Raw genomic sequence first — 24,605 nt, forward strand, 5'->3', positions numbered from 1 at the left:
ATTAAAAAAGAACACTTCTTTTCATCGCTTTTTCATAAGCCTCGTAATATGGCGTGATGTCTATTTCAGTAAGGTTTTTCAATGCCCGTTGGTACCAGGACCCAGGCTGCTCAGTATTGCTTAGCAATGTTATAAGCGCGTCCTTGTCGCCGGTAGAAACAGTGGCCCCTATTCCCAGTTGCTCCACCATTTTCCCGATGAATGTTCCTGATGCAACAAGGATCGGGATACCTGTTATGATCGATTCATAGAATTTATTCGGCATAGCCAGCTGGCAGTTACGATCCTTATTATCATATACTGCATAAATCAGATCAAGGGCCCTGTATAAATCTTTAATATCTTTTGCATATTCGTATGGACCCTGTATTTCGAATAAATTTTCAACTTTGATTTTTTCCTTCAGATCTCTGCTATTCCCTCCTCCTGCAAATAAGACCTTCATTTCTATCCCCTTGCCGTTCAATTCTTCTACTGCATCAACCAGCTGATACAGGGAAGGCTTATATCTCAATATGCCAATAAAACCAATCGAAAAGAAACTGCTTTTTTCTTTTTTAAAGTTGTCCCACACATTTTTTGCAGGAAGGTTTTCAAGTAGTACAATCTCGCGGCTGAATATTTTTTTATAATATTTATCTCCGAACTCCGGTGAGGAGACTACTAATTTTTCTACGCGTTTCAGCAAACTTTTTTCCAATGCAATAAAAAAACGCGCTTTTGCCGAATCAGACAACTGAAGTGCATGCAGGTCCCTTACCTGGTGCCTTATTTTATATCTTTTAGTACCGGCAATAAAATAAGCAAAAAGCAGAAGGTCATAAGATGCCGTAAAGATGATGCCTCCTGGCTTTAACGTGCTTTGAATGATGTGTTTTATTTTTTTATAAATAGCCGGTATCGATATTATCCTTTTCAGGTCTACGGTTTTATAAGGAACCGTAATGGTGATCAACTCAAAATTGATTATTGACTTGTCTATTCTTAAATCATCCTCTCCCCTTTCCAACAAAATCACCAATACTTTTTTATTGTGATTCGTAGAATAAAACGCCATATCCAGCATGGCAGGCAACGGTCTTCCGCTAATTAAAAAAATAATATCATTCTGTTCCTGAAATACCTTCATCATGACTGTTTGAATTAATCTGCTCTTTTAAAGTTTTTACCAATTTGAAAATATCGCCCTTGTTGATTGTGATCTCAAAAATGGTTACAGTCACCAGGAATAAAAAAGAAGACAATAATGCCCCGGTCAGAGAAGATGAAACTACAAGCTTAACAGACCATGACATAATTGCAAGGATCGCGAATACCGGCAGAAATTTAAAATCCTTTACTATTGCCAGCAAACCGCCGTTTTCAGACTTAGTCAACCTGTGTAGAAACAGCATAAAAAGGAACTGACCGGTTATTAACCCGATAGCGGCACCTGTTGTGCCCAATAGCTGAACCATAACATATATAAACAATATGGTGAGAATGAAAGTGGCTATTCGTACATACATTCTTTGCTTGATTTTATTGACAGCTTCTGCAAGCATGTAGTACGGATAATTTACAAACACGATAGCGCTTGACACTGCAAGTAAAATAACAATGTGAACCGTATCCGTATACAAATCGCTGAAAAGTACCGTTACAATGTAAGAGGCATTAATAATTAACAGGCCAAAACACAGCATTGCCAGTTCCATCAAAAGCTTTCTGAGGCTACGGAACCTAGCTTCCAATCGTTGTTTATCATGTGATATTCTGTGAAACTCCGGCAACTCCACGATATGAAATGATGAAGGAATGAGCTGCAGTAGCGATACTACTCGTTGACCGGCAGCATATATTCCCACAGAGAACGGCCCGAGGAGAAATTGGAGCATGAAAATATCAAGCCTTGCGAACGCAAAATCGAATGCTTGGGAAACGGAGAAGATGATTCCTTTCCTTACGTTCATTTTCAGAAATTTGAAATCGACCTTAAATTCTACTATTCTGCGCGTATCGATAATAAAGAGAACAAATACGATAAACTGAGAGAAAAAAAAGCCGGTCGATACAACACTGAGATCAATCATGTTCCTGTACAAAAACAGGTATCCTATGAAAAAAAGCGGTGTAATAAATAAGAGAACCCACGGTCTTATATGTATTCCTTTCACGCGGTAAAGAGAAAGAAAAAGAGGATTAGGGAAAACGGCCAGCAATGATCCCGCAAGTACCAGCATGAATGGCCAACTATCATTTACCCGAAATGCGAAACAAGTAATTATGGCCACAACAAGCGCTACAGCTGTTAAAACGCTTCTTATGAAAACCGCATTACTAAAAAATACGGGTAATAAATTCATATCCCTGCTTGCCTCCATAATAAAGACATGTTCACCTCCCAGTCCTATAAAAAGGGGCAATAACGATGTTGCGGTAATCATATATATATACTTACCGTAGTTTTCAGCTCCAAGCAGCCGCGCAATATAAATAGTAATAGCAGCGGCTAACAATGCCTGAATTAACTGGAGTATTATTACAACTAAAGACTTACTACTGATCAAAATACTAATGGATAAAAAAATATCAATCTACGCTTCCCGCGTAGTTATTTTCTCTTTAAATACACGGGCCCATTCACGGGAGATCACAACGAATAATGCGCCGAAAAGCAGCCCTTTTCCTGTAAACCACATATAAGTGATTACCATCGGGCAAAGCCCTATGATGGCAATAAATACAAAATTGTATCGCGAGTCGGCAAGGATCTGTTTTTTAAGCTTCCACAAACGGCGTATGGGTTTCAGATAACAAGATATATATATCCCTGTTCCTATGATTCCGAATTTAAACAGGAAATTGAACAGGAAATCATGAACACGGTAATATTTACCCATATTCAGTGCATCTTCATCAAATGCGGCTGTGGTAAGATTTGGCATAGGAAAATAGTTGTCGGTATACCAACTGCCATACCCCATTCCTGTAAGAAATGCTTTTCGTTCAAATAGCAGGTTCATTGAGTTATAAATAGATCCTGCTCGCACTATTTCAACATCTTCCAATGAAGAACCCGATGTCAGGTTTCCTATAAAACTCAGTCGGAACATTGCTGTTTCCCATACTTCCGGTGCCACTTTGATGATAATGGGAATCGTGATACAAAAAAGCAGAACGATGGATGTCAATACGATCATTGCATTTTTAAATCCGACTGCAAAAGCTATCACCAGAAGCCCCAGTACAAATGTTATTATCAACCACCTTGTCTGGTAGGCCAGAAGTACATACAATGTCAGGAGAACAAGTACAATATTAACAATGATGTTTTTCCCTTTGATCAGGCCTGCTATTGCCCAAAAAGAGAATATCGTAATCAGTCCTTTTGCCGAATCCAGGCTAAGGCTGCTATAACTCACTTTTTCGATCCCTTCAGACCTCAAAAAGAAAAACTTGAATATATCAACTGAATAATTACCTGCTGCGAGCAATATAAACACTTGGCAGGATATTAAAAGCTCACTCGGATATCGCTTATAATAATTACCGAATATGATCAGTCCGATGCAAAAGAACATTGGGATTTTTGCATCGGCTACAAACCGCGAAAACGATTCCTGAAAAAAACCGAAGATGAATGATACTATTGTAGATACAATAAAAAAGAATACCAGGATAGATCTGTCAGATTTCGCTATCGGAAAACTGAATAGCCGTATAGTAATCACCAGTAAACTGCCAAATACAAAAAAAGCAGGGGACAATATACTAAACGAAAACTGCCATGGGCTTGCTACTGAAACAACTCCCAGTTCTTCTATTTCTTCGAACGTCTGCGTTAAATCAGGCATACAGATTATTAAAAGAAACAGTGGGTATATAAGAAGCCTGGGTGGCAGAAAGAAAACGGAGCAGATAATCGCCAGCGCTACCAATGAAGACGGATAATATAATGCCGGTATAGTGGATCTGGTCTGAAAGATCAGGCTTAAAAACAATCCTATCAGAAAAACATACAAATAGCTGTCTTTATTCAGGTTGGTCAACTTTGTTTTTATCGGCAATTCCAGCATCATCAAGATCTATTCTCTGACTTTATCTTCTCAATAAAAGATTCTATTATGATATCTGCCTTATGCTCCGCATGGCATTTATTCATATTCTCAATAAACTGCCGATACTTCTCTCCGGATATCTCGTTAAAGAAAGTGTTCCCCCAATCATTCTTTTTATAATCCAGCAAATAGCCAAGTTCGCCATATGCCTTAAAGAATTCAATTACCGGTTCTATTCTATCCGAAATAACGGGCACATTATAATTGACACAATCGCAGAATATGCCACTTAATTTCCCTTCATAATAAGAGTTGTGCGGTAAAAACACGTATGTTGACTGAAGGATAGCATTTGCATATTCCTCATTTGTCATATAATCGTAGTGGAAATTGAGTGATGCTTCAGGAGGGGTATTGTTTCTTATCATTTCTTCATCTTTTCTGTCAAGATTATAGAAATGATACTTAAATTGACGGTTTGCATCAGCTTTGATGAGGTTGCAAAAATCGAGCAATGGCTTGGATACCATTGAAGGGCCAAAATAGGTTATTGTATTATCCTGATGCGTATTACTGGCCAGCAGCCTGGGAGCCCCCAATAAATGGTATTTTACTTTCTTCAGCTTGTTTTTATCTACCTTATCTCCAAGTTTACTGATCAGAAGCTTATATTCAAAATCGGAGTGATAAAAGACAAAGTCACATTTTTTGAATATCGTTCTGAGTAGATAAGGAAGCAACCTGGGGCTATTTTCAAACCGTTCAGGTGATACATTATTTGTCAGGATAAGAACCGTAGTATTATTCCAATTCCGGATCCTCCACAAGTAGGATAATATGCCGATTTCGTCAAATCCCTGGAAAATAATTGTTTTCCCTGTTATTTTTTTACTACTGAACAACCGCCCTAAAAGATGCAGCCGGTAGTATATTTTCCTGAAAAAAGGAAAATCTCTGAATCCGATGAACTGTTTTTTATGCGATGGGTATTTCTTTGCGAGTAGATCGCAGGACGTTACAGAAGTAAAAACACTAAGCTCGGGGTCGTATTTTATAAGACTGCTAAACCAGAAGTCGTCATCTAAAAGCAAATGTCCCTTTTCTTCTGTAAGGGAGCTAAAAATAACAAAAGGTTTCACCATTTCATTCTGTCTACTCATTATGACGCCACGCTATATTTCATAATGAAATATTCACCTCCGCCTGAGACAATTTCAAAATTGAATTTTTTATACAATGTTACTGCCCTTTGGTTTTGGCTATCTACCTTCAGAGTTATTTCAGGGATATTCAGCTCGCCTGCTTTGTTCAGCAGGTCATTCATGATAATATTACCCACGCCTTTACCTGTAGCAGCTTCACTTACACAAATGCCCAGCCATATAATATCTTCAGCCGGATCCAAATGGCCATATCCAATCGGAGAACCCTTTTCGTCTATTACGAGGATTGTATAAATATGGGTATCGATTACATCGAAACTTCTGGTGCTGAAATACCTGAACGTTTCGCGGGAACTGCCCATCTTTTCGGTAAATGATTCCAACAGAGATTTCGCGTCAGGATTATTTTGCAATACAATAATCATTCTGAAACAATTTTTACTAATGCCTCTGAAACGAAATCAATTTCACCGTCTGTCATTTTGGGGTATGATGGTAAAACGATGATGTTGGATGCGATACGATTGGCAACTTCAAAGTTTACCTCAGACTGCCCTTCGTAAATCGGCAATTGCCACGCCGTATAAAACCCAGGTCTGCACTCAATTCCTTTTTTTGATAAAGCCGTAAGTATTTCATCTCTTGTTTTCCCGTTTTTTTCTACGTCAATCCATACAGCAATCGCCCACACAATCGGATTGCACATTTCCGGTATCTGTTGAAACTTCAGCATTGAATTATCTTGAAGATTGATCTTATACCGATCCCAAATTCGTTGCTTTGCTTCAATTATTTCATCAGCGTGTTCCAGTTGCCCGAAACCAATTGCGGCCAAGATATTGGATAACCTGAAATTGTGCCCGAAATATTCGTGCCAGTAATGCTTTTTTTTGCGGCGCAAACCATGGCTGCGTATCAATTTTAATTTATCTGTCAGTTCTTCGTTTCTGCAGCAGACCATTCCGCCTTCCCCTGTTGCAATTGTTTTTGTAGCATGGAAGCTAAATGTGCTAATGTCTCCAAACTGGCCGCAGTATTTATTATCGTACTTTGAGAAAATAGACTCTGCGCAATCCTCTACAAGCACAATATTATTATCGGCTGCTATTTGTTTGATCCGGAGCATATCTGCAATTATTCCATAATTATGGATAATCACAATTGCCTTGGTTTTCTTTGTTACGCTCTTCTGAATTAAATTACTGTCGAGGCACCAGTTGTTTTCATCGATATCAACAAATACCGGCGTTGCTTCCATCAGTTTCAAAACATTTGCTGCTGCCAGAAATCCGAATGAAGGAACTATCACTTCATCACCTGGCTGAATTCCAATTGTCAGAAATGCAAGATGCAACGCAGCGGTGCCGTTCGCTACCACAAAAGCATTGGGCAACTTCATTTTTTCGCACAAAGCATTCTCGAATTTTTCGATATACGTCCCCCCGGATATCCAGGTTGAATCCAATGCCTCGTTTACGTATTGCTTTTCGTTTCCCCAGAAAGAAAAATTATACCAGTTTATTTTATTACTCATTTTTTTATAATTAAGGTATAACTCTAAATAATTTCGATCTCCGGCAGAGGGAAGATTAATTTTCCTCCATTCTCTAAAAAGTCCTTTTCCCTGACTAAGATATTCTCCCGGAAGTGCCATGGCAATACAAGGAAGTAATCCGGCTTCATTGCCTTTGCTTCGTCTTCTGAAATAATTGGTATATGCGTACCTGGCGTATAACAATTAAATTTCTCGTAGTTTACTTCTGCGATATAAGGTATTTGTTTAGCTGTGAAACCGCAGTATTGTAAGAGTACATTTCCTTTAGTGCTTGCACCGTAACCAAAAACACGTTTACCATCCGCTACCAGGGCATCGATAAGCTCAACAAGGTTTTGCCTGTGTTTTACAGCGCGTTCCTGGAATTCGAGATAAGGCTTAATTGTGTCCAGCTCCAGTTGATCTTCCTGTTTCAGGAGCCAGTTAATCACAGGCAGATTTGATTTGAAAGGTGCGTCCATTTTACATGCGGTTACCGCAAAGCTTCCGCCGTTAATTCCGTTCAGCTGAACGTCGACGATGCGTAATCCTGACTGTTTCAGCATCCTTTCAACTACACGTAAAGAATAATATTCGATATGCTCATGGCAAACTGTATCGTAACTGTTGGTACGCAGCATACTTGGCATATAACTCTGTTCGAAATGCCAAACACCTTCGTCATGCAGGCAGCTTGCAATATCCCTCACAAAATCCAATGGCCTTTCCAGATCGTAAAACATTGCGATCGAGGTAATGATCTTGGCTTTATCATCAGGGAAAAGTTCATTGAACTTTCCTGCTGTGAAAAAGTCGGGGATCAATGTAATGTCCTCAGTATAATATTGTTTAAATTTTTTCCCGGTCGGATCAATTCCTACTTTGCGAAAATGCCCTGAATAGGCTTTTAATGAAGTGGCATCATTACTACCGATATCTATCACTAAATCAGAATCACCTGGAGAAACCAACTTTTCAAGTGTTCTGATTTTATGCTGCAGATGCTTTACCATAGAAGCATTTAAACCGGAACGATACCCGTAGTTATCACCATACATTTCCTCCGCCTGAAATGATTGTTTCATTTGCAGCAATCCGCTGTCAGGGCACCATACCAGGTCAACCGGTCCTTTAGATACTTCCTGATCAACACTTTTTGGGAAAACGCCGGTTAAATATTGCTCTCCTAATGAGAGTACCGTGACAAGGTTAGAACTTTCGGAAATTCTGCATTTTGTGATTTCAGTATACATTGATTGCTTAATTTTTGAATTTATAATCTGGCATTAACAATACTCCTTTCTAAAAAGGATTTTATATCATAAATAACCGCATTTTTATCTTTTTTGATCTTTTCGAAATTCAATTGTAGGAACTCATTATGAGAGACGGCCAGAATGATCGCATCATATGTTCCCAACGTACTGCACATACGAATGTTATATTCTTCATGTACTTCATTTTTGTCGGCATGCGGATCATATACGTCCACATCCAGACCAAACTGTAGAAGTTCGTTGTAGATATCTACAACTTTAGAATTGCGGATATCCGGACAGTCTTCCTTAAAAGTAACGCCCAATACCAAGGCTTTCGCGCCTTTGATAACAACGCCATTTTCAATCAACAGTTTTACTACTTTATTGGCAATGAACATTCCCATGTTGTTATTGACGCGCCTTCCGCTGAGGATAACCTGGGGGTGGTACCCAACCGATTCAGCTTTATGCGCCAGGTAATATGGATCCACACCAATGCAATGCCCCCCTACCAACCCCGGCTTGAATTTTAAAAAGTTCCATTTTGTTGCAGCCGCTTCAATTACATCCATTGTATCAATTCCGATCCTGTCGAAAATGAGCGAGAGTTCATTCACAAAAGATATATTAAGGTCGCGCTGTGCATTCTCAATAGCCTTTGATGCTTCCGCTACTTTGAGGCTGGGCGCTTTATGGGTACCCGCAGTAATGATGCTTTTATATAAATCGTCAACAATATCAGCAGTTTCCGCAGTTGATCCGGATGTAACTTTTCTAATCTTGGTTAACGTATTGATTTTATCACCCGGATTAATCCTTTCCGGTGAATAACCGCAGAAAAAGTCCTTATTGAAGGTCAGCTTTGATTCTTTCTCGAGAACAGGAACACAATCTTCTTCTGTACAGCCAGGATAAACAGTTGATTCATAAATAACAATATCTCCTTTTTTCAAAACCTTTCCGATCATTGCCGATGCTTTTAAGATCGGAGTCAGGTCAGGGGCATTAAATTTATCGATAGGCGTAGGGACTGTTACAATATAAATATCAGAATCAGCTATATCGTTCAGTTCACAGGAAAACTGCAACCCCGTGGATTGATCATTTTTCTTAAGAACAGCCTGCAGATCATTCAGGTCGGCTTCATTCGTTTTATCTACACCATTACTGAGTTCGCCGACCCTTGATTTATTAATGTCAAAACCAATAACTGCGTACTTTTTAGCGAATTCTATGGCCAAGGGTAACCCAACATATCCTAGTCCGATTACTGCTATTTTTCTTTGTGTGCTCTTCATCAGATTCGATTATAAAATTTTGTTTGCGAAGGATTTTTTATGATATTTTTTTAAATGCCAGAATCAGGAATATAAATGCGATCGCTACAATCATTCCAAGAAAAGCGCCGCCTGCCAGCAGGCGTAATGTCCCGTCTTCCGTTCTTTTTAAAGGCAGAATAGGCGTATCGATCGTCTGAATTAACGGCGTTTCTCTTCTGAGCGTAACCTTAGCCAATTCAAAGTTCTTAACCAGTTCCGTTAGTATAGCTGTGTTGGCCTGCACATCTATCTGTTTTTTTGAAGATGGGACCCGCTGAATATTAAATGCCGGGTTAAGATTATATGTTCTGTCATTCGCAACCGCCGCTCCGGAAAGACTGCTATTCAATTCCTGTCGTACCGAATCCACCTGATTTTGCAGTACCTGGAAATTTATCTGGGCTTTTTTACTCTTTGTGTCTATATAATATTGAGACACTTCATTTACCAGTTGTTCAACAAATCGCTTTGCAAACATTTCATCTTCACTGACCATGTCAACCGAATAGATGGTTGATTTTTTATCTTTTTGCGACGCAACGATATTTTTTTCAGCTAAAGTAGCATATACCTCTCCCAAGATACTGTCTTGCTGAATTGTAAACGATTTTCTATCCGCATTTACAGGAAAGCTAACAGAAGCTAATGCAAGATTTTTGCCTGCCCACTTTTTTCTTAGCCCTTTGAATTCCAAGTACCTGTCGATCATGGATATATCTTTCCCTCTTGTAACAATAGGGCTCAGCAGCACTCTTTCTATCATTGATCGCGACTTCATAAGAAGTATCAGGTTGGAACCACTGAATGCGCTTCCCCCACCGCCACCCAAGTCAAGACCGAACTGGCTTGCAAGTCCAAGTGCTCCCGAAAGACCTCCGGAGCTCTTTTCATCTTCAAGCACGAAGCTCAAGGATGCAGTATACTTCACTTTTTGAAACAACCCGTATGTAAAGCCGATAGCAGCGCCGATAATGGCTGCTGCCAGGAGTATAACCCATTTTGTCCTCAGATGATTGATCCAGCCTTTTAAAGCTAAAATTTGGGTCTTGATGGAGACACTGTTTTCATTATTTTCGCGAACATCTTGCATTGATCACCTGCATTTTTATAACATTAACTGATGGAGATATATTAAAGCCTCAGAATGGCAATGATAACCCCTGCCAAGCTCGCTAAGGCGCTTGATATCCCGATTATCTCACCGGTACTCAGGTTCTTTTTTTCCGGTTTTTTAGGCACAACTACTTCTGATCCAGGTAACACCTCAGGATATGATTTGAAAAAAAGAAATCGTTTTGTTGTAGCCGCTTTACCGTTGGCATAAATCACGTATGCATTTTTTTTCCACGCATCGCCATTATAACCTCCTGCTTCGCTGATATAATCCCTGAATTGATTTTTTTTCTGATACGGGACTTGTGTTGCCATTAAAACTGCTCCACTTATTTTAACCTGTCCGTCAAATTTAGGTACGTACAGTTCGTCATTCTCCTTCAGATGTAGGTCTTCTATTGATCCGGGGTTCGCAATAATATATGGCAGGTCTAAAGGAATCTGGTCATAATCACGTGTTACTTCAGAAATAACAACATCATTACTGTCCTTGACATTTTTCTGTATTTTCTTTACTACCTGTGCGGCCTTTTGCTTCTCGACTTCGTTTTTATATCGTTTCAAATAAGCGCCTGCCGGATAGGCTTCCGGTGTAAATCCTCCGGCGCGGGTCAGAAGATCACTTACTTTTTCATTACGGCTGGTCAGTACATATGGGCCGGGATATTGTACCTGACCGCTTATTTTTACTGACTGAGGTAATAAATATCCAGCCTTACGGCGAATTGTAATCACGTCAAACGCCTGCAAAGGAATGCTTGCAGTTGGGGATTGCAGATCACCGCTGACCTGTGCCCTGATAATAGTACTGGCTGTATTATTGATCAGTGAAATGCTGTCCCTTTTTACGATCCGGGCGATTTCAATATTATTATAATAAGCAGCATCCGTAAAGCCTCCTGCCTGTAGTATCAGGTCTTTCAGTGTAAGGTTGGAAACATAATCGTACTGACCTGGTAATCTTACTTCACCCTGTATGCTTACTTTGAAGGTATCTTTCAGGTCCTGTATCGATGTGATCAATACTTCATCCTCTCTCTTCAATAATAAATTGTTTTCCGGATCTCCATTCAATGCCTTCCTTACATCAAAAGAGAGGATTGAACGTGTAAGATCTTCCTGGAGACGCAATACCTGGGCGATAGAACCAAACGCATCTTCCTTCAGACCATCGGCTTTTCGTATCAGATCCCCAACAGTCATTCCGTTCCTTAATTCATAAACATCCGGGCGAAAAACAGCGCCTGTGATTTTAACCCGGTTCTGGAAACGATTGAGGATCTTTGATATTACGAAAAGGTCACCGGTTTGAGGCTGGTAAACATTATAAACTCCTTCCTCCAGATCCATCAATTTGCGTTCCTTTTCATTTCTCTGAAAAACCTTAACGGATGCCATATAAGCTGTATCCGTGAACCCCGAAGCAAATTCAAGCACATTTGTAAAATGCTCGCCGGGTAATACTTCAAATATGCCCGGACGTTTTACCTGCCCTTCAAGTTCTACTCTTTTTTTGTACGACGGAATACGAATAACATCATTGTCTTTCAGACCGATATTATCAGACTGATCACCATGCAATAAAAACCGGTACAGGTCAACCTTACGTACTGGCTCCTGATGGCGTATTAATTCTATTTCCCTGAAACTTCCGAAGGATGAAGGTCCGCCCGCAACATAAAGAGCATTGAACAATGTGGCAAGAGAGGACAGATTATAGGTACCAGGCCTGCTGCTGCCGATCACAGTGATCTTAATAGTACGAATTTTACTGAGTGTTACTGAAAGTTTAGCGCCTCCAGATTTCAGGTAGGAATAGACGGTATTTCCCATTACGGAACGTATCTTCTGGGTAGCCGCTTCGATTGTAAGCCCTGCAACCTTGATCTGGCCAACATTAGGAATGGAAATAAATCCCTCAGGAGAAACGGTCAGCTCTCCGTTGTACTCCTGAACACCATATACGGAAATGGTTAACTGGTCTTCCGGACCTAAAATATAATTCATAGGTGTTGCCAACTTTAAATTAGGCTCAAAACTTGGTGCAATAGAGGTATATAATTCTGAACCGAAAATCAGCGGGTTTATTAATGTTTTCGGTCCCTCTTCTTTATAATTGGCTTTATCCAGAGAATCTGACGCTTCCCGGTTATTGTTTTCAGATTTATTTTTTTCCGGTGTTTTAAATTTGCCGATCGTATTATTATTGGTACTGTTTTCTGAAGCGTTGTTTATGCGCTGTTTCAATTTTGCAAATTCTGCAGCAGACATTCCTTTTGCGAGAACCAGTTGTTCCACTCTTTCAATCGTATAACCCGAACTGTTCAATTGACTTTTGACTTTGGCTATATCTGCATCGCTAAGCTGATCAACCTTTATTGTGCTTAAATCCTTTCCTTTAAGCAAATCTTGTGCATCTGATCGCTTTATTCCAAGAAGCAGCACCAGCAAAAAAGCAAAAACGCGAAACAATTGCTTATTATTCATATTGGGGAAATAATTTTTTAAAAATGGCTTCGCCGTCCTCGGTCACATGCAATACCGTGGAAAACAGTAGAATACCTATTAGGTAGACCCGAAAATAATAATTTCGGAGCATTATTGAACAGATATTCAAGGCATTAGTACAATACTCCTTGGGGGGGAACAGGAATATTCAATTCGGCGCACAAATATAAGGGCAAGGATCGTCAAAAAGTAAAATGTTTTTACCTCGCCCAGTTTGCGGTTTTGATTTCTTCGTACACTTTTTGGATACCCTCTTCTAAGGTAGTGGTACTTTCCCAGCCCAGTGCCGAAAGTCTGGAAGTATCAAGAAGTTTCCTGGGTGTGCCGTCGGGCTTGCTTGTATCAAGCGTGATTTTCCCTTCATATCCTACAATACGGCTAATCAATTCTGCCAATTCCAATATTGTAACATCTTTGCCTACTCCTACATTGATGGGGCCGGGTTCATTGTAATATTCCATAAGAAAGAGACAGGCATCCGCAAGGTCATCGACATGCAAAAATTCGCGCCTGGGAGTTCCGCTACCCCACAAAACGATCGCATTATCATTGTTCCGTTTTGCAGTTATAAACTTACGCAGAAGTGCCGGAAGCACATGTGACTTCTGGAGGTCATAATGATCGTTGGGGCCGTACAGATTAGTAGGCATTACAGATATAAAATTACATCCGTACTGATCCCGGTAGGCGTTACAAAGTTCTATTCCGGCTATTTTGGCTATCGCATAAGGCTGATTGGTTGATTCTAGGTAACCTGAGAGCAAATATTCTTCTTTTAAAGGCTGTGGTGCTAATTTGGGGTAAATGCATGAAGAACCGAGGAATAATAATTTTGTAACATCATTCACGTATGCCGCATGAATGATGTTGCTTTCTATCATCAAGTTATCATATACGAATTCGGCTCTGAACGTATTATTGGCAACTATTCCGCCAACCCTGCCCGCTGCAAGAAAAACGTAATCGGGCTTTTCATTGGCAAAAAAATCACTTACAGCCTGTTGGTTGCGGAGATCCAGCTCTTTTGAAGAGCGAAGGGCAAAATTCGTATAACCTGCTTTCTCCAGCTTACGTACAATTGCGCTGCCCACCATACCATGGTGGCCTGCAACATATATCTTAGCATTCTTTTGCATACTTAACTTCTCTTATTCGAACTCATTCTTCACATCAAAGCCACTTTTTTTCAAAATCTGATCTTTTTCAAATAGCATCACATCATGTGCTACCATTTCCTTCACCATTTCAGCCAAAGTATATTTGGGTGTCCATCCTAATTTTTCTTTCGCTTTCGACGCATCACCGATCAGCAAATCAACCTCTGTAGGCCTGTAATATCTCGGATCAACCTTAACAACTACCTGGCCTGCCGGTAAATTGTATTTTCCTTTCGAGGCAGCCACTTTACCAATTTCATTTTCACCTTCGCCTTCAAATTCAATTTCTATCCCGATTTCATCGAAAGTCATTTTTACAAATTCTCTGATTTGTGTGGTAATACCGGTTGCAAGTACAAAATCTTCTGGTGTATCCTGTTGCAGAATACGCCACATACCTTCCACATAATCCCTCGCATGACCCCAATCTCTTTTCGCATCCAAATTACCTAGGTACAAAATGTCCTGTAATCCCAAAGCTATTTTGGCAACCGCTCTTGTTATTTTGCGGGTTACGAAGGTTTCTCCTCTCAACGGAGATTCGTGATTAAACAGGATACCGTTACAGGCAAACATGCCATAAGCTTCACGGTAATTTACCGTAATCCAATATGCATATAATTTAGCAACGGCATAAGGTGACCGTGGATAAAAAGGCGTTGTCTCACTTTGGGGTACAGCCTGCACAAGTCCGTATAATTCCGAGGTTGATGCCTGATATACCTTTGTTTTTTTGGTAAGGCCAAGCAAACGGATCGCTTCCAGTATTCTGAGCGTACCGATACCATCAGCATTAGCAGTGTATTCCGGAGTTTCAAAGCTAACATGGACATGGCTCATCGCTGCCAGGTTGTAAATCTCATCTGGCTGAACTTCCTGTATAATTCGAATCAGATTTGTTGAATCTGTAAGATCCCCATAATGCAAATGCAGATGACGATGTGGAATATGCGGATCCTGGTAAAACTGGTCTATTCTGGCAGTATTAAATAAAGAAGATCTTCTCTTTATACCATGTACTTCATAGCCTTTATTCAATAATAATTCGGTAAGATATGCGCCATCCTGGCCAGTGATCCCAGTTACCAATGCTTTTTTCATTAACTGCTAGCTTTAAAATCGATGCAAAATAAACACTTTATGAGTCAATTATGAAATATCAAATAAAAAGCGTTACAAAATGCGCAGTAATCAAGCGATCCGGAGGAATAAAATCGCACTAACATTGACTATTTGGATGTACTATTCTGACAGCTCCTTTTGTAAAAGGCAAACGGCATGCGCCACAAGCCCTTCTTCGCGCCCTACAAAGCCCATTTTTTCCGTTGTGGTCGCTTTTACCGAAACATCTTTTACGGTGATCTCCAGGATGCCTGCGATCACTTCGCGCATTTGCTGTACATAAGGTTTGATCTTGGGTGCCTCCAGGCAAAGGCTTGCATCGATATTTACCACACTATATCCTTCCGCTTTGATCAGTTCATACGATTTTGCCAGCAGGATCTTACTGTCGATATCTTTAAAATCTGCGGAAGTATCGGGAAAATGCACGCCGATATCGCCCAGGCTTAATGCTCCGAGCATGGCATCGCAGATCGCGTGCAGCAGCACATCCGCATCGCTGTGGCCCAGCGCCCCTTTTTCATGTGGTATTTTTACTCCGCCTATAAAAAGATCGCGTCCTGTTACCAATTGATGAAAATCTATTCCGTACCCGATACGCATGTCATGCCTGTTGAAAGATGAATATTTGTTGATGATCCTTTATTTCCCTTTTTCACCGAGATTGAATACCAGCCCCAGCCGCAGGGTATTTGAAAGCGGGTTCCTTGTGATACCGCTTCCCGAAGGCACAAGATAAGATATATTGATCTGCATGAAGTCTAACTGGAAACCGGCACCTGCAGAAAAGAACTTCCGGTTACCGCGATTCTTGTTCTCGTAGAAATAACCTGCCCTTACCAGGAACTGATCGTTATAATTATATTCTGCTCCAAGTGACACCTGCAGGTTCTGGATCTGGTTGGTTCCGTCATTGAATGATTTGAGCCAGCTCGATACCACACCCGACGATCTGTACGCTGCCAGGTTGGCCGAATCCGTACTGAATACACCGGTTGCAGCAGGCGCTGCCGGCACCAGCAGTTTATTGATATCCATGGCAATGCTCAGCTTATTCGTTTCATCGAATACTGATGTGTAAGAAGCGCCTAGCCCCAGATTGGTTGGGAGAAAGTCCTTATTACGTGAATCGTTGGTATAGCCGATCTTGCTGCCCATATTACTCAGTACTGCGCCCCAGGTCCAGCCGCCGCCGTCTGCTTCCTGGCCGTTATAATAGAGCGAAATATCGCCCGCAACCGCATTCCCCGCTTTATACACAACACCGGTTCCTACATCACCTACTACCAGCCTGGAATTGATATAACGTAATGCCACACCAATACTCAGTTTACTGTTGAGCAGTCTCGTATACCCTGCATCAATGCAGAATTCGCTGGGCTTTACTGTATTCAGGATATTACCGGAGTAGTCTGTAAGCTGGATATTGCCAAGGCTGAAATAACGCAGTGAAGTGGAAATTGCCTGTTCTTCATCCAGCTTGTGGTAAGCCGCCATGCTGGCCAGGTATACATCATTGAGCCCGAGGTCTTTGAGCCAGGGCGTATAGTTGAAAGCCACGGCGCTGTTCTTTTTTGCGAACATGACTTTGGAAAGATTCCAGAAAGGCGAATTGGCATCGGGTGCCGTTGCAATAGCTGCGTCACCCATTCCGCCCGCACGGGCATCAGGCGATATGCGCAGAAAAGGGACGGCGGTTGATACGATATTAACGGAATCCGTTTGCGCGGAAACCATTCCGCCAGACAGGCAAATCATCAGCAACAGGCCCATTCCTTTTTTCAAGATAGCATGCATTCAGTGTCAGTTTAAAATACAAATAAAGAAAATTTACCCTGTTTATGGAAGCCACTCTTCAACATTCAGTATAAATACTGTGTTGTTATTGCAACTGCCGTAAGGGTTAAGGTCAGGTAGAGATCAATTCATGCAGCGTTCTTGTTTTTAGAGCAGGATGAGTTGCCCTGCATCTTCATAAGAGGCATCTCCCTTGCGGATCATTACGCGGTAAATATAGACACCTTTTTCGAGTTTCCTGCCATGTTCGTCCATTCCGTCCCAGTTCAAAGCTGCCGTACGGGTGCCTGTAGTATTGACCTGGCGGGCAATCCGCTTCACCAGCCTGCCGTTCATACTATAAATTACCACCTGTACATCCAGCAATGCAGCCTGCTGGTTATGTTCAAACGAAAATGTGGTACTGGTAGTGAACGGATTGGGGTAATTCCGTACCCGGGTAACCACAAGCGTATCTTTTCTTGCCACTTCAAAATCGAGCCGTGCCTGCCCGGAATGATTGGCCACATCCCAGGCCTTGATCACCAGCCAGTGCCTGCCCGGTGAGAGTACCGGCATCCGGTAACGTACTGTTCCGCTGCGGTAAGTGTCCGGATCCGCTGTATAATATGCATTCAGTACCTGTACATTTCTTTCATCACCGTCTATTGTTACCGTAATGTCATGGCCGATGCCATTACCCGACGTATTGATCCCCGATGAATCAGATAACCTCGCCAGCAACAGGGGTTGTTCATGGGTAAGACCGCCGTTTCGGAAAAGTGTGTCATTCAGATAAGGTTGGATCACCGGTCCTTCATTATCCGTACCGGCTACAGCCGTTGCCCTGATCACAAACGAGGTATCTGTTCCTGCAGCATCTCTCACACTGTCTGTTGCATACAGGCTGATCCGTGCGCGGCCCGGTAAAAAACTCAGATCCAGCGGCAATACAAAGGAAAAACGGAAGAGGCCGTTTGTTACGCTGGCGCTGCCCCGGTAGAGAATATTCTGTTGCTGACGAAACCCCGCCGGCTGGCTTCCCGCGCTGTTTCCCCTGGTCCGTAATTCCGCAGGCTTATCGTACACAACCACATTCAGCATACCGTTGAATGAGCTTAACCTGCTGCCGCTTATCGCTCTCACTTCCCCGCCTATTGTGTAATTACCCAGTGCCCGGAGCGTATCATTACCGGTAAGCGGTTGATTATTTATTGTAGTGATCACCACTTTCTGTTCCGGGATGGCCAGCCGCAAAGCCGGGTCTCCGAGCAGTGCAAACTTGCGGGGGTTCAGGTAATCGCCGGAAACCTGCACGGTATTGTTTTTTCCGCGCATCACCGATTCTCCCAGTGTGGGATATCTGCCGTTTGCATCCGGTTGCAATGCCGCTCTCAGGTATTGTTCATTGATGATGCGGTTGCTGTATGCAAATACAAGCCTGGTAGTAGTAAGCAGGGCGATGGCTCCGTTTTCCCCTCCCATCAGCACCTGGTCGCCCAGCGACTTTTTTAAGGGGTCGTCGTAAGGTGCAAAATCACAACTGGCTGTGATAAAAAGCGGCAGCCTGTCTGCATTACTGAAGCGTGCCAGTTCATCTGCCGTAAGCACAGCTTCTTCGGAAAGGCGCTGGTAACTGCCATGTCCGCTGTAATTAAGGAATAAAGCTCCATCCGTAACACTGTTTACAATGGCTTCATTAACCGCCGGGTAACGTGCACCACCGCTTCCGCTTACCAGCGGGAATGCATCGAGGTAGACCTTCTGCTGGTTCTGCAGCGGATTCGTAGCTGCCGCGGCTGTGGTTAAACTTTCCGTATCGTATAAATGCAGGTTATTATCACCATCATCAGCTACAAAAACAGACTGGTTACGCCAGGAGCCCATGCTTTGCCGGTTATGGTAACGGACTATTTTATTGACCATCACCGTGGCATCCGATGCTGATCTTGCCGGTATACGACCGATGCCAAGATCCAGCGCAGCTGGTGTTGTTATGTTATTGATATCATCACTGTCATCCAGCATACCGAAAAAATCATCCGTGTTATACGTCACCAGCGGATCCAGCGAATTCACACTTTCGTAGCAGGGAACAAAATTGGTATTGTCTTTCAACCGATACCGGGGGTCATAAGAACCCGCACCGAATAACAACAGGTATTTCGGCATCAATGCCTGGTTACCGGCCGCTCGGTCGTAGAACATTTTCACAAAATCCCTTATTGCCACGGGGTCTGCGTTACCACTGCCAAACTCGTTGAATACCTGTTCGGTGGTTACTACCAGCGTTTTCAGTCCATGATGCTGCTCGTGAAAAGCGGCGAGGCGGCGGGCTTCATTTAAAAATGCCGGATGTGTTACCACCAGGTAATCCGCCGCTGAACTTCCATGGAGATCCTGGTTGACCATTTTTCCCGCTGCAAAAGGCTGTAAAAGATTTGAGCTATTGAATACAACATATTCGCGCAGTCTTGCGGCATCGTTGGTAAAGCTGAGCTGGCCGTTGTTCAGGGCTATATTCATTTTTACCGGGTCTGCCAGGTTTGTGATATCCCAGGCTACACTTCCTGCAGGAGCATTGGTTACAGTAAATCCAGCCACGGAGCCTGCTGCTACCGACCGCCAGTCGCGGAAGAACAGCTGTTCGCTGCCGGTTACGGCGAGCGATTTCCTGCCGTGCAGTTCGAACCAGTTCAGCCAGGCCTGTGCGCCGGCGGTACCTGGTAAAAAGGTAAAGCCCACATCCAGGGCTGCCTGTGCAGGGATAAAAGTTCCGGAGGCATTTGTTGCGATCGCATACATGTCAAGGAAACTGCCCGACACCCCGGGCAATGAAACGGTTTGTACAGGCTGATTGTTCACGCCGAGCCTGAAACTGCTGGCAGCGCCCACAGTTCTTGCTGCTATATCCGCCCTGATACCGACAGGTTCGCCCGGTACAAAACCAGACCAGCTGACTGTAAAGTGCCGGGAAGAGGTACCGGCATTAAATTCTTCGCCATACCATTCCTTGCCACTGCTCAACAGGTTAACAAGGTCGTTTTCCAGGTAATAACGTTCGTCGTAACTATTAACCGTTCTGTTGGCAACCGGGCTACTCCCCTGCGGACTGATCCGTTTTCCGTTACCGCCGATGGTTATATAATAGTAAACTGTATCTGCATAGCGGTTTTTCCGGTGACTGAACTGCTGGTTGATGCTGTCTTTTACCCATTGGTGCGGGCCGGGTGCGTAAAAAAGGAAATAGTCGCTGCCGTTGAAAATACCATCACCGCCGTCAGACATTTCGATCGCGTTTTCAGTCAGGTCATCCTGGGGAATAATACTGTTATTCTCCTCAAGCATTGCGCCGCCGTTGCCATATAACCGGACACCTGCCGAACTGATGCTGCCGGAAGCCAGTCCGAGCGATGTCAGCAGCGGCAGATCAACCTTATAAACGCCGCCTCGGGTAACCCCGATCCTGGCCCAGCTGCCCGAAGCCAGCACCGAATGGGCGGCATACCGGCGCTGGGCGCTGGCGGTGAAGACAGCACCAGACAGTAAAACAACGATCAGCAGGCGTTTGAGTATCATTACGGATGAAAAATTAGGGATAAGCAGCGGATAAATTGTGCATGCAGCTGCTTTTCCTGCTTAAAGACCGGAAAAACCGCAGTTCCGCTGTTTGGATGCAGGCAGTTACCACTGGTACCGTAGAATTAGCACTACAAATAAAAGAAGGACCTGCAACATATTTTGCTCCCGCCGGCAGCGTATCTTTCCGGCCGGAACGGGCGAATATTAGGCTTTTGCTAACAGTAAGCATTTGCCGGGTGTTATCCGGGTTTCGGTAAAACATATATATTCGCATACGGTAAATCGGATTACCTGAGCATTTAACCTATTATAAAACCAATTTTCTGACATGCAGTTATTGAAAACATCCAGGAACATCGTTTGGCTGTTGGCAGTTGCAGGTGCTGTGGCATCCTGTAATGTGTTTAAGAAGAAGCATGATAAATCCACCGCAACCGGCTGGAATTATAACGATAAGGACCAGGGCAACTTCAATGTGTCGAAGCCGAAAGATATCAAGGCGGCACCGGGACTGGTGTTTGTACAGGGTGGTACATTTACCATGGGTGCAACGCAGGAAGATGTGATGGGCGACTGGAATAATATCCAGCGCAGGATTACAGTGAACTCCTTTTTTATAGATAAAACGGAAGTAGCCAATGTGCACTATCGTGAATACCTGTACTGGCTGGATAATGTATTCGGGCAGGCGGGTATGGATTCCATTGTAGAGCAGGCCAAACCGGATACGCTGGTATGGAGAAGCGAACTTGCCTACAATGAACCATATGTGGAATATTATTTCCGTCACCCCTCTTACAATTATTATCCTGTGGTAGGTGTTAACTGGAAACAGGCAACGGATTATTGTATCTGGCGTACGGACAGGGTGAATGAGCTTACCCTGATGGGTAAAGGCTACCTGGATAAGAAAAGCCAGATCAAAAGAGAACTGAACGGGTCGGGCCAGGATAATTTCAATACCAAGGCTTACCTGATGGATGAATACCAGGCAACTCCGGGCAGGGAAGCGGCTTCCAAAAAGAATCCGCTGAAAGATGCACAGGGCAGACCAAGGACCAAAGTAAATTTTGAAGATGGTATCCTGTATGGAGATTATCGTCTGCCAACAGAAGCAGAGTGGGAATATGCAGCATATGGTTACATCGCAGAGAACCCGCAGAAAAAGCAGAAAGGTGCCAAACGCGGTGAAGAGCTGATTGCCAACAAGCAGATCTATTCCTGGAAGAATAATGGTTACGACAATTCCCGTTATACGCAGAAAGGCGGATACCAGGGTGCATTCCTGGCCAACTTCAAACGTGGTTCGGGTGATAACATGGGTGTAGCCGGCGGTCTGAACGATAACGCGGCGATCCCTGCAGAAGTAACTTCATTCATGCCGAATGGTTACGGATTGTATAACATGAGCGGTAATGTGAGTGAATGGGTAGCGGATGTGTACAGGCCGATGAACACCATCGACAACGATGATTTCAATCCGTTCCGTGGTAACGAGTTCAAAAAAGTAGATATGAGCGGCGGTCAGGGCAACCTGCGTGACGACAAAGGCCGTATCAAAATGATACCTGAAGATGATTCTGCATTACGCAACAGGCGTAACTATCAGCGCTCTTATGCTACCAACTACCTCGATGGAGACTCTTCAAGCAATGTATACTATGGTTATGGTGTAACAACCCTGATCTCAGATAAATCGAGGGTATACAAAGGCGGCAGCTGGAACGACAGGGCGTACTGGTTAAGTCCGGGCTCCCGCAGGTTCCTGGAAGAAGACCAGAGCACCAATACACTCGGTTTCCGTTGTGCCATGACGCACTACGGCGCAGCAGAAGGCACATCGCGCAAAGCGCAGACAGGCCAGTTCATTCCACAGCGCCGCAACAAACGTTAAGAAAAGGAAAGGTAAATACAGCGAAAAGCCATCTCCCCGGAGGTGGCTTTTTCATCTCCGTACATCAGCCTGATCATTGCCTATTCCTCAATTCCGCTTAAGTTTACATTAAAATAAACACTGTGACCATCTCTGCATTATACGATATATACCTGGCCCATCCTTCTGTTCAGACAGATACCCGAAAATTAAAAAGCGGCGATCTGTTCTTTGCACTGAAAGGGCCGAATTTCAACGGCAACCATTTTGCCCGGCAAGCCCTGGATGCGGGAGCCGCTTATGTGATTGCAGATGAGGACACAGGTTTTACGGACAGCCGTGTTATACGTGTAGATGATACGCTGAAAACCTTGCAGGCGCTGGCACATCATCATCGCATGCAGTTCAGTATTCCCTTTATTGCCATTACCGGCAGCAATGGTAAAACCACAACCAAGGAACTGGTATCGGCTGTACTCGCGGCACATTTTACAACTTATACAACACAGGGAAACCTCAACAACCATATCGGTGTTCCGCTTACCTTGCTCAGCATCCGGAAAGATGCACAGATGGCCGTGATTGAAATGGGCGCCAACCATCAGCGCGAAATTGCGGGTTATTGTGTTTATACAGCTCCAACGCATGGCATCATCACCAATGTGGGCAAAGCTCACCTGGAAGGATTCGGCGGCGTGGAAGGCGTTAAAAAGGGCAAAGGCGAGCTTTTCGATTACCTGCGGGAACATAAGGGCACCGCATTTATCTATTCAGACTACGACTACCTTCAGGAAATGAGCGCCGGCATTCCGCATATTGAACAATACGGAACAACAACCGGTGCTGTTACAGGAAAAGTACATGCAGCCGAACCCTTTCTTACCGCAGAGATCACAGGCGGACTTACCCCCTGCCTGATCCACAGCAAATTAGTAGGCGTTTACAATCTTCCGAATATTTTGTGCGCTGTAAGCGTAGGGCTTCATTTTGGCGTACCTGCAGAAAAGATCGTTGCTGCGATAGAAGCTTATACCCCATCGAACAGTCGTTCACAACTCGTAACACGCGGCACCAACAGCATTATCCTTGATGCTTACAATGCCAACCCTACCAGCATGAAGGCCGCTATCGAAAATTTTGCACACCTGCCTGCCGGGCAAAAAGTACTGATGCTCGGCGGCATGATGGAACTCGGTCCGGAAAGCCTCTCCGAGCATCGCCAGCTGGTTGAGCTGATCAGCAGTTACAACTGGAAAGCCGTTGTGCTTGTGGGCGGTGATTTTGGAAAGCTGGATCATCCTTTCCTTTATTTTGCCAATGCAGAAGCTGCCGCAGAATGGTTCAGGCAACAGGCTTTTGAACATACACATATTCTTGTGAAAGGCTCAAGAAGCATGCAGATGGAAAAGATACTTGCATAAGGCTGACGATTATCAGCCTGCCACGCTTTTTATTTTTAGTATTTTTGCAGCATGGCTAACAGTAAAAAACGCAGGTTCTATCTCACCAGCGCACTTACCAACAGGTGCCCCAGGTGCAGGGAAGGTAAAATTTTCAAAACCGACAACGCTTATAACTTCAAGGAAAACATGCTGATGCATAAGGAATGTCCTGTTTGTGGTCAGCCTACCGAAATTGAAGTGGGGTTTTATTACGGAACCGGATATGTAAGCTATGCTCTGGCAGTAGCCCTGCTCGTTTCAACTTTTGTAGCCTGGAAGGTACTGATAGGAATGACATTCTCCATCAATGATAACCGGATCTTTTACTGGATGGGTACTGCTTTCGTACTGCTCTTCGCGGCGCAACCGCTGATCATGCGTTTATCAAGAAGCCTGTGGCTGAGCTGGTTTGTAAAATATGATCCTGACTGGGAAAGTAAGCCCATTAAAAAGCCGGAAAGAGTTGTGAAGGAGCAGATGAATAATTGGTGAGATTGGGAGTGAGGATTTGATGGATGGCTCAGGGGATTAGTGAGGAGTTGGTGGGGTGGGGTTGTTCTGAGGATTAGTGAGGATTTGATGGGGTGGGATTGTTCTGAGGATTAGTGAGGAGTTGGTGGAGTGGAATTGTTCAGAGGATTAGTGAGGGTTTTGACGGGTGGAAATTGCGCAGGGGGTTGGTTAGTTAGGGATTGGAATTTGACGTCAGTTTTTTTG

General features: G+C 43.3%; 19 protein-coding genes. 4 read left to right on the top strand and 15 right to left on the bottom strand.

Annotation, left to right across the window (positions count from 1 at the left end; translation table 11 throughout):
- Position 1: 1 nt before the first annotated feature.
- Genes B5D42_RS08605 through B5D42_RS08615 form a run of 3 tightly spaced genes read right to left on the bottom strand, consistent with a single transcriptional unit; the run spans position 2 to position 3,428 of the window.
- Positions 2–1,132, bottom strand: coding sequence for a glycosyltransferase (locus B5D42_RS08605; RefSeq protein WP_078831077.1), 1,131 nt, complete (start codon positions 1,130–1,132; stop codon positions 2–4).
- Entirely contained in the window at positions 1,104–2,549 is a 1,446-nt protein-coding gene (locus tag B5D42_RS08610) for an oligosaccharide flippase family protein (RefSeq protein WP_176112950.1), read from the bottom strand. The genes B5D42_RS08605 and B5D42_RS08610 overlap by 29 nt, the downstream gene beginning before the upstream one ends.
- A gap of 27 nt (positions 2,550–2,576) precedes the next feature.
- Positions 2,577–3,428: a hypothetical protein gene (locus tag B5D42_RS08615; protein ID WP_139367066.1), complete on the bottom strand. Its 852-nt coding sequence runs from the start codon at positions 3,426–3,428 to the stop codon at positions 2,577–2,579.
- A 190-nt stretch (positions 3,429–3,618) separates the two neighbouring features.
- On the opposite strand from B5D42_RS08615, the gene B5D42_RS08620 reads away from it, so the two are divergent.
- The gene (locus B5D42_RS08620; RefSeq protein ID WP_139367067.1) at positions 3,619–3,933 is read left to right on the top strand and encodes a hypothetical protein; all 315 of its coding nucleotides are present in this window, start codon (positions 3,619–3,621) and stop codon (positions 3,931–3,933) included.
- Positions 3,934–4,060: 127 nt separating this feature from the next.
- On the opposite strand, the gene B5D42_RS08625 is transcribed toward B5D42_RS08620, so the two are convergent.
- The 12 genes from B5D42_RS08625 to porU all read right to left on the bottom strand — a co-directional run bounded on the left by B5D42_RS08625 (position 4,061) and on the right by porU (position 20,570).
- Positions 4,061–5,200 (bottom strand): hypothetical protein, encoded by a 1,140-nt coding sequence (locus B5D42_RS08625; protein ID WP_078831080.1) that lies wholly within the window; start codon positions 5,198–5,200, stop codon positions 4,061–4,063.
- The gene (locus B5D42_RS08630) at positions 5,200–5,628 is read right to left on the bottom strand and encodes a GNAT family N-acetyltransferase (RefSeq protein ID WP_078831081.1); all 429 of its coding nucleotides are present in this window, start codon (positions 5,626–5,628) and stop codon (positions 5,200–5,202) included. Before B5D42_RS08630 ends, B5D42_RS08625 begins: the two co-directional genes overlap by 1 nt.
- The gene (locus B5D42_RS08635; RefSeq protein ID WP_176112952.1) at positions 5,625–6,737 is read right to left on the bottom strand and encodes a DegT/DnrJ/EryC1/StrS family aminotransferase; all 1,113 of its coding nucleotides are present in this window, start codon (positions 6,735–6,737) and stop codon (positions 5,625–5,627) included. Before B5D42_RS08635 ends, B5D42_RS08630 begins: the two co-directional genes overlap by 4 nt.
- 23 nt (positions 6,738–6,760) lie before the next feature.
- Positions 6,761–7,990 carry a class I SAM-dependent methyltransferase gene (locus B5D42_RS08640; RefSeq protein WP_078831083.1) on the bottom strand — a complete coding sequence of 410 codons (1,230 nt, stop codon included), beginning with the start codon at positions 7,988–7,990 and terminating at the stop codon, positions 6,761–6,763.
- A gap of 20 nt (positions 7,991–8,010) precedes the next feature.
- Positions 8,011–9,294, bottom strand: a complete 1,284-nt coding sequence (locus B5D42_RS08645) for a nucleotide sugar dehydrogenase (protein WP_078831084.1) — start codon at positions 9,292–9,294, stop codon at positions 8,011–8,013.
- Between the two features lie 37 nt (positions 9,295–9,331).
- Positions 9,332–10,405, bottom strand: a complete 1,074-nt coding sequence (locus tag B5D42_RS08650; RefSeq protein ID WP_078831085.1) for a lipopolysaccharide biosynthesis protein — start codon at positions 10,403–10,405, stop codon at positions 9,332–9,334.
- Positions 10,406–10,446: 41 nt separating this feature from the next.
- Positions 10,447–12,756, bottom strand: coding sequence for an SLBB domain-containing protein (locus B5D42_RS08655; protein WP_217698804.1), 2,310 nt, complete (start codon positions 12,754–12,756; stop codon positions 10,447–10,449).
- 380 nt (positions 12,757–13,136) lie between these two features.
- Positions 13,137–14,072 (bottom strand): GDP-L-fucose synthase family protein, encoded by a 936-nt coding sequence (locus tag B5D42_RS08660; RefSeq protein WP_078831087.1) that lies wholly within the window; start codon positions 14,070–14,072, stop codon positions 13,137–13,139.
- A gap of 12 nt (positions 14,073–14,084) precedes the next feature.
- Entirely contained in the window at positions 14,085–15,194 is a 1,110-nt protein-coding gene (gmd, locus tag B5D42_RS08665; protein WP_078831088.1) for a GDP-mannose 4,6-dehydratase, read from the bottom strand.
- Between the two features lie 141 nt (positions 15,195–15,335).
- Positions 15,336–15,818 carry a 2-C-methyl-D-erythritol 2,4-cyclodiphosphate synthase gene (gene ispF / locus B5D42_RS08670; RefSeq protein ID WP_078831089.1) on the bottom strand — a complete coding sequence of 161 codons (483 nt, stop codon included), beginning with the start codon at positions 15,816–15,818 and terminating at the stop codon, positions 15,336–15,338.
- A gap of 39 nt (positions 15,819–15,857) precedes the next feature.
- Positions 15,858–17,012 (bottom strand): type IX secretion system outer membrane channel protein PorV, encoded by a 1,155-nt coding sequence (gene porV, locus B5D42_RS08675; protein ID WP_078831090.1) that lies wholly within the window; start codon positions 17,010–17,012, stop codon positions 15,858–15,860.
- 147 nt (positions 17,013–17,159) lie between these two features.
- The gene (gene porU, locus B5D42_RS08680; RefSeq protein ID WP_078831091.1) at positions 17,160–20,570 is read right to left on the bottom strand and encodes a type IX secretion system sortase PorU; all 3,411 of its coding nucleotides are present in this window, start codon (positions 20,568–20,570) and stop codon (positions 17,160–17,162) included.
- Positions 20,571–20,901: 331 nt separating this feature from the next.
- Between porU and B5D42_RS08685 the strand changes: the two genes are divergently transcribed.
- The 3 genes from B5D42_RS08685 to B5D42_RS08695 all read left to right on the top strand — a co-directional run bounded on the left by B5D42_RS08685 (position 20,902) and on the right by B5D42_RS08695 (position 24,380).
- The gene (locus tag B5D42_RS08685; protein WP_078831093.1) at positions 20,902–22,467 is read left to right on the top strand and encodes an SUMF1/EgtB/PvdO family nonheme iron enzyme; all 1,566 of its coding nucleotides are present in this window, start codon (positions 20,902–20,904) and stop codon (positions 22,465–22,467) included.
- 122 nt (positions 22,468–22,589) lie between these two features.
- The gene (locus B5D42_RS08690; protein WP_078831094.1) at positions 22,590–23,867 is read left to right on the top strand and encodes a UDP-N-acetylmuramoyl-tripeptide--D-alanyl-D-alanine ligase; all 1,278 of its coding nucleotides are present in this window, start codon (positions 22,590–22,592) and stop codon (positions 23,865–23,867) included.
- A gap of 51 nt (positions 23,868–23,918) precedes the next feature.
- A complete protein-coding gene (locus B5D42_RS08695) occupies positions 23,919–24,380 on the top strand; it encodes a DUF983 domain-containing protein (protein WP_078831095.1) in 462 nt (153 codons plus the stop codon).
- The last annotated feature ends 225 nt before the right edge of the window (positions 24,381–24,605 follow it).

It is taken from the genome of Sediminibacterium ginsengisoli, from assembly GCF_900167075.1.
Taxonomy (GTDB): Bacteria; Bacteroidota; Bacteroidia; order Chitinophagales; family Chitinophagaceae; genus Sediminibacterium; species Sediminibacterium ginsengisoli.

Excerpts from the sequence above, each read along its gene's own strand:
- B5D42_RS08605 (WP_078831077.1), bottom strand. The coding sequence starts at position 1,132 with ATGATGAAGGTATTTCAGGAACAGAATGATATTATTTTTTTAATTAGC.
- B5D42_RS08620 (WP_139367067.1), top strand. The coding sequence starts at position 3,619 with ATGAATGATACTATTGTAGATACAATAAAAAAGAATACCAGGATAGAT.
- B5D42_RS08625 (WP_078831080.1), bottom strand. The coding sequence starts at position 5,200 with ATGAGTAGACAGAATGAAATGGTGAAACCTTTTGTTATTTTTAGCTCC.
- B5D42_RS08630 (WP_078831081.1), bottom strand. The coding sequence starts at position 5,628 with ATGATTATTGTATTGCAAAATAATCCTGACGCGAAATCTCTGTTGGAA.
- B5D42_RS08635 (WP_176112952.1), bottom strand. The coding sequence starts at position 6,737 with ATGAGTAATAAAATAAACTGGTATAATTTTTCTTTCTGGGGAAACGAA.
- B5D42_RS08640 (WP_078831083.1), bottom strand. The coding sequence starts at position 7,990 with ATGTATACTGAAATCACAAAATGCAGAATTTCCGAAAGTTCTAACCTT.
- B5D42_RS08645 (WP_078831084.1), bottom strand. The coding sequence starts at position 9,294 with ATGAAGAGCACACAAAGAAAAATAGCAGTAATCGGACTAGGATATGTT.
- B5D42_RS08650 (WP_078831085.1), bottom strand. The coding sequence starts at position 10,405 with ATGCAAGATGTTCGCGAAAATAATGAAAACAGTGTCTCCATCAAGACC.
- B5D42_RS08660 (WP_078831087.1), bottom strand. The coding sequence starts at position 14,072 with ATGCAAAAGAATGCTAAGATATATGTTGCAGGCCACCATGGTATGGTG.
- gmd (WP_078831088.1), bottom strand. The coding sequence starts at position 15,194 with ATGAAAAAAGCATTGGTAACTGGGATCACTGGCCAGGATGGCGCATAT.
- ispF (WP_078831089.1), bottom strand. The coding sequence starts at position 15,818 with ATGCGTATCGGGTACGGAATAGATTTTCATCAATTGGTAACAGGACGC.
- porV (WP_078831090.1), bottom strand. The coding sequence starts at position 17,012 with ATGCATGCTATCTTGAAAAAAGGAATGGGCCTGTTGCTGATGATTTGC.
- porU (WP_078831091.1), bottom strand. The coding sequence starts at position 20,570 with ATGATACTCAAACGCCTGCTGATCGTTGTTTTACTGTCTGGTGCTGTC.
- B5D42_RS08685 (WP_078831093.1), top strand. The coding sequence starts at position 20,902 with ATGCAGTTATTGAAAACATCCAGGAACATCGTTTGGCTGTTGGCAGTT.
- B5D42_RS08695 (WP_078831095.1), top strand. The coding sequence starts at position 23,919 with ATGGCTAACAGTAAAAAACGCAGGTTCTATCTCACCAGCGCACTTACC.